Annotated in this window: 4 protein-coding genes; 2 read left to right on the forward strand and 2 right to left on the reverse strand. The window is 70.4% G+C overall.

Features of this window, described 5'->3' with window-relative positions:
* The first annotated feature begins 51 nt into the window (after positions 1 to 51).
* On the forward strand, positions 52 to 555 hold the full coding sequence (locus CW362_RS42395; RefSeq protein ID WP_103554908.1) for a DUF3291 domain-containing protein: 504 nt from the start codon (positions 52 to 54) through the stop codon (positions 553 to 555).
* 25 nt (positions 556 to 580) lie between these two features.
* Here the strand turns inward: CW362_RS42395 and CW362_RS42400 are convergent, their stop codons facing one another.
* Both CW362_RS42400 and CW362_RS42405 read right to left on the reverse strand, forming a co-directional pair.
* A complete protein-coding gene (locus CW362_RS42400) occupies positions 581 to 1,483 on the reverse strand; it encodes an ADP-ribosylglycohydrolase family protein (protein WP_103554905.1) in 903 nt (300 codons plus the stop codon).
* 122 nt (positions 1,484 to 1,605) lie between these two features.
* On the reverse strand, positions 1,606 to 2,715 hold the full coding sequence (locus CW362_RS42405; protein WP_103554906.1) for a ferritin-like domain-containing protein: 1,110 nt from the start codon (positions 2,713 to 2,715) through the stop codon (positions 1,606 to 1,608).
* A 140-nt stretch (positions 2,716 to 2,855) separates the two neighbouring features.
* Here CW362_RS42405 and CW362_RS42410 point away from each other — a divergent pair, with 140 nt between their 5' ends.
* Entirely contained in the window at positions 2,856 to 3,785 is a 930-nt protein-coding gene (locus tag CW362_RS42410) for an AurF N-oxygenase family protein (protein WP_103554907.1), read from the forward strand.
* Positions 3,786 to 4,227 lie beyond the last annotated feature (442 nt).

Here is a 4,227-nt window from a genome sequence, read left to right on the forward strand (position 1 = left end):
TCCGTGAGACGGGGGCTGTGGCCGTCCTCGCGGCCGACCTACCGTTCGACCATGACTTCGTCGACAGCCTCGTTCGAGCTCGCCCAGGTCAACATCGCCCGCCTCAAAGCACCTTTGGACTCACCCCAGTTGAAGGGTTTCGTGGAAGCCCTCGAACCCGTGAACGCCGTCGCGGACACCGCGGACGGATTCGTCTGGCGTCTACAGGACGACAGTGGCGACGCCACGGACATCCGTGTCCTCGGCGACGCGTGGATGATGGTCAACATGTCCACCTGGCGCGACACGAACGCGCTGACGGCGTTCATGTACCAGGGCCGGCACCGCGAGCTGATGGCGCGGCGTCGCGAGTGGTTCGAGCGGCTGGAGGAGGCGGCGACCGCCCTGTGGTGGGTCCCGGCCGGCCACCGCCCCACGGTCCCGGAGGCCGAGTCCCGTCTGCTGCACCTGCGGGAACACGGTCCCACCCCGTACGCCTTCGACCTGCGGACCTCCTTCCCTCCGGAGGCGACGGACGGCTCCGGGCGTCCGGAGTCCGAAGCCCTGGCGCAGTAGCCGCGGTCGAGCCGGGGGAAGCGGATCACCCGGCCTTTCCGGGTACCGCTTCCCTGCGGCTCAGCCAGTCGGCTGCCACCGCGCCGACGCCGGTGCGGGCCGCCACGATCCCGCCGGCGATCGCGCACGTCGTGTCGACGTCGCCGAAGCCCTCGGCGGTGCTCCACAGGGCCGCGGTCAGGTCGTCGGGGTGGCGGGCGGCGCACCAGAGGGCGAACGGGACGGTGTCGTCGGCCCTGACCCGCTGACCGCAGCCCAGGATGTCCGAGGCCTTCCACGGAGCCGTGGAGAAGGCGAGGCCGGCCGCCCTCTCCAGGCCGTCCCGGACGGCGCTCCGCGGGGTCGCCGCCGCGACGACGGCGACGTCCAACTCGCCGCGGACGGACAACGCGGCCGCCGTCGCCACCGCGACGGCGCCCGCGATGCCCTCCGGGTGCGCGTGCGTCACCTCGGCCGACAGCGCGGCCTGCTCGGCGACGTCCCGCAGGCTCGCGTGGAACCACGCTCCCAGCGGAGCGACACGCATCGCCGCCCCGTTGCCGAGGCTGCCCTCACCGCCGAACAGCCCGCGCGCCAGCTCCGGCCACCGGTCGGGCTCCTGGACCAGCCTGGGCAGGAGTTCGCACATGCCGCGCCCGTATCCGCGGGCCGGGTCCGCCTCGAAGCCGAGTGCGAAGGCCTGGGCCAGCTCGGTCCGGCGGATCTCGCCGTGCTCGTCGAGGACCCGCATGATGCCGAGCGCCATCGCCGTGTCGTCGGTCCAGTGCCAGGCCGGCTCCTGCGGGGTCCGCCGGGCGCGGATCTCCTCGTAGGCCTGTTTCCGGTCCCTGAAGAGGGGGAACCAGCGCTCCCCGAAGGCGTCGCCGAGGGCCAGGCCTTCGAGGCTGCGCCGGGCTGCCGTGCGGTCCGGGGTGATCGACGGGGTCATGGAGCGATCATCCCGGACCGGGGTCGGGGCGGGGAGGCTGTTTCCGGCGCGATCCCGGGGTGCGGGGGTGGGGGTGCGGGGGTGGGGGTGCCTCCTGGCGGGCGGGTGGGGCGGTTCCGGGGTCACCCGGCTTCGCGGCCCTCTTCGATCGTGGTCTCGATCTCCGTCACGCGTTCTCGCTCCTCGGCCGCGAAGCGTTCCGCGTCCAGTTGTTCGGCCAGCTCCTCGTCCTGTTCCATCAGGAGGTCCAGGTTCGAGTTGCCCATCTCGAAGACGCCCATGTCCAGGTAGGCGCGCTGGAGCCGCTCGCCCCACAGGCCGATGTCCTTGACGCACGGGACGATGCGGCTGAAGAGCAACTGGCGGAAGAGGTGCAGGAATTCGGAGTTCTCGCTGAACTCCTCGGCCTGCGCCTTCGGGATGCCGAAGTTCTCCAGGACCTCGACCCCGCGCAGCCTGTCCCGCATCAGGTAGCAGCCCTCGATCACGAACTCCTCGCGTTCGCGGAGTTCGGCGTCGGAGAGCTGTTTGTAGTAGTCGCGCAGGGCCATGCGGCCGAAGGCGACGTGGCGGGCCTCGTCCTGCATCACGTAGGACAGGATCTGTTTCGGCAGCGGCTTGTCGGTGGTGTCCCTGATCATCCCGAAGGCGGCCAGGGCCAGGCCCTCGATCAGTACCTGCATGCCGAGGTAGGGCATGTCCCATCGCGAGTCGCGGAGGGTGTCGCCGAGGAGGGACCGCAGGTTGTCGTTGATCGGGTAGAGCATCCCGATCTTCTCGTGCAGGAAGCGGGAGTAGACCTCCGCGTGCCGGGCCTCGTCCATGGTCTGGGTGGCCGAGTAGAACTTGGCGTCGAGGTCGGGGACCGACTCCACGATCCGCGCCGCGCAGACCATGGCGCCCTGCTCGCCGTGCAGGAACTGGCTGAACTGCCAGGCGGCGTAGTGCCTGCGCAGTTCACATTTGTCCTTGTCCGTCATCTTCGCCCAGTACGGGGTGCCGTACAGGGTCAGCGACTCGTCCGGGGTGCCGAGCGGGTCGTCGGGGTCGACCTCCAGGCTCCAGTCGATGCGCTTCTGGCCGTCCCACTGCTTGTCCTTGCCCTTCTGGTAGAGGGCGAGCAGCCGGTCACGACCGTCGTCGTACTCCCAGTTGAAGCGGGCCGCCCCCGAGGCCGGTACCTGCCAGAGGGGATCTCCCGAATCCGCGGCGTACAGCTCATGCGTCGGCATACCTCGCAGGCTCACATGGAGTAGACGCGTCGTCAACAAGTCCGGCACAGGGGATTGACGAGCTTGCTGACAAGCAGTCTCATAAGTCGTGACTGCCGGTAACCCCTGAAGCGATCCCGTACGACGAGGTGGGAACAGCCATGACGACGGTGCCCGAAGCCGATGTGCTCCGTGACGCGCTCGGTCTGCTCAAGGACCGGGAGCAGGTGGCCGAGCGCCTCCTCGACTCCTCCGCCAAGCATTCCTTCGACCCCGACAAGGAGCTCGACTGGGACGCGCCCTTCGAGGAGGGCAAGTGGTTCTGGCCGCCCGAGCTGGTGTCGCTGTACGACACCCCGCTGTGGCGGAAGATGGGCGAGGAGCAGCGGATCGCACTGTCCCAGCACGAGGCGGCGGCACTGGCCTCGCTGGGCATCTGGTTCGAGATCATCCTGATGCAGCTGCTGGTGCGGCACATCTACGACAAGGCGGCCACGAGCGCGCACGTGCGGTACGCGCTGACCGAGATCGAGGACGAGTGCCGGCACTCGAAGATGTTCGCGCGGCTGATCGCGCGCGGGGGCACGCCGCACTACCCGGTGAGCCGGGCGCACATGAACCTCGGGCGGCTGTTCAAGACCATCTCGACCACTCCGGGGTCCTTCACGGCGACGCTGCTCGGCGAGGAGGTCCTCGACTGGATGCAGCGGCTGACGTTCCCGGACGAGCGGGTGCAGACCCTCGTCCGGGGGGTCACGCGGATCCACGTGGTGGAGGAGGCTCGGCACGTCCGGTACGCCCGGGAGGAGCTGCGGCGTCAGATGCTGACCGCTCCGCGGTGGTCGCAGGAGTTCACGCGGGTCACCTCGGGCGAGTTCGCGCGGGTGTTCTCGGTGGCCTTCGTCAATCCCGAGGTCTACACGAACGTCGGGCTCGACAAGCGCGAGGCCATGGCCCAGGTCAAGGCCAGTGGGCACCGGCGGGACGTGATGCAGAACGGGGCCAGGAAGCTGACGGACTTCCTGGACGAGATCGGGGTGCTGCGGGGGGCGGGGCGGCGGCTGTGGAGGTCGTCGGGGCTGCTGGCCTGAGGTGGGGCGGCGCCCGGCGTCCGTGCGGTTGTCCTTCTGCCGGATCCGGCCGAGGTGCTGGGGCGAGGAACGGTTCGCTCGGGGGCGCCCAGTGCCGGATCCGGCCGAAGTCCCGGGGCGAGGAACGGTTCACCCCGGGGCGCCCAGTGCCGGATCCGGCCGAGGTCCCGGGGCGAGGAACGGTTCGCTCGGGGGCGCCCAGTGCCGGATCCGGCCGAGGTCCCGGGGCGAGGAACGGTTCACCCCGGGGCGCCCAGTGCCGGATCCGGCCGAAGTCCCGGGGCGAGGAACGGTTCGCTCGGGGGCGCCGGTGCGTCGTGGGGCGGGGCCGTGCCGGTACATCCGCCCGCATCCGGACGGATCTCGGCGGGGTCGAGAGGTGGGGGTCGGTGAGCGCCGGTTCCGATCCGTCCGGCCTGCGGGCATTCGATGTACCGGCACG

It is taken from the genome of Streptomyces populi, from assembly GCF_002911015.1.
GTDB classification, from domain to species: domain Bacteria; phylum Actinomycetota; class Actinomycetes; order Streptomycetales; family Streptomycetaceae; genus Streptomyces; species Streptomyces populi.

Excerpts from the sequence above, each read along its gene's own strand:
- CW362_RS42395 (WP_103554908.1), top strand. The coding sequence starts at position 52 with ATGACTTCGTCGACAGCCTCGTTCGAGCTCGCCCAGGTCAACATCGCC.
- CW362_RS42410 (WP_103554907.1), top strand. The coding sequence starts at position 2,856 with ATGACGACGGTGCCCGAAGCCGATGTGCTCCGTGACGCGCTCGGTCTG.
- CW362_RS42400 (WP_103554905.1), bottom strand. The coding sequence starts at position 1,483 with ATGACCCCGTCGATCACCCCGGACCGCACGGCAGCCCGGCGCAGCCTC.
- CW362_RS42405 (WP_103554906.1), bottom strand. The coding sequence starts at position 2,715 with ATGCCGACGCATGAGCTGTACGCCGCGGATTCGGGAGATCCCCTCTGG.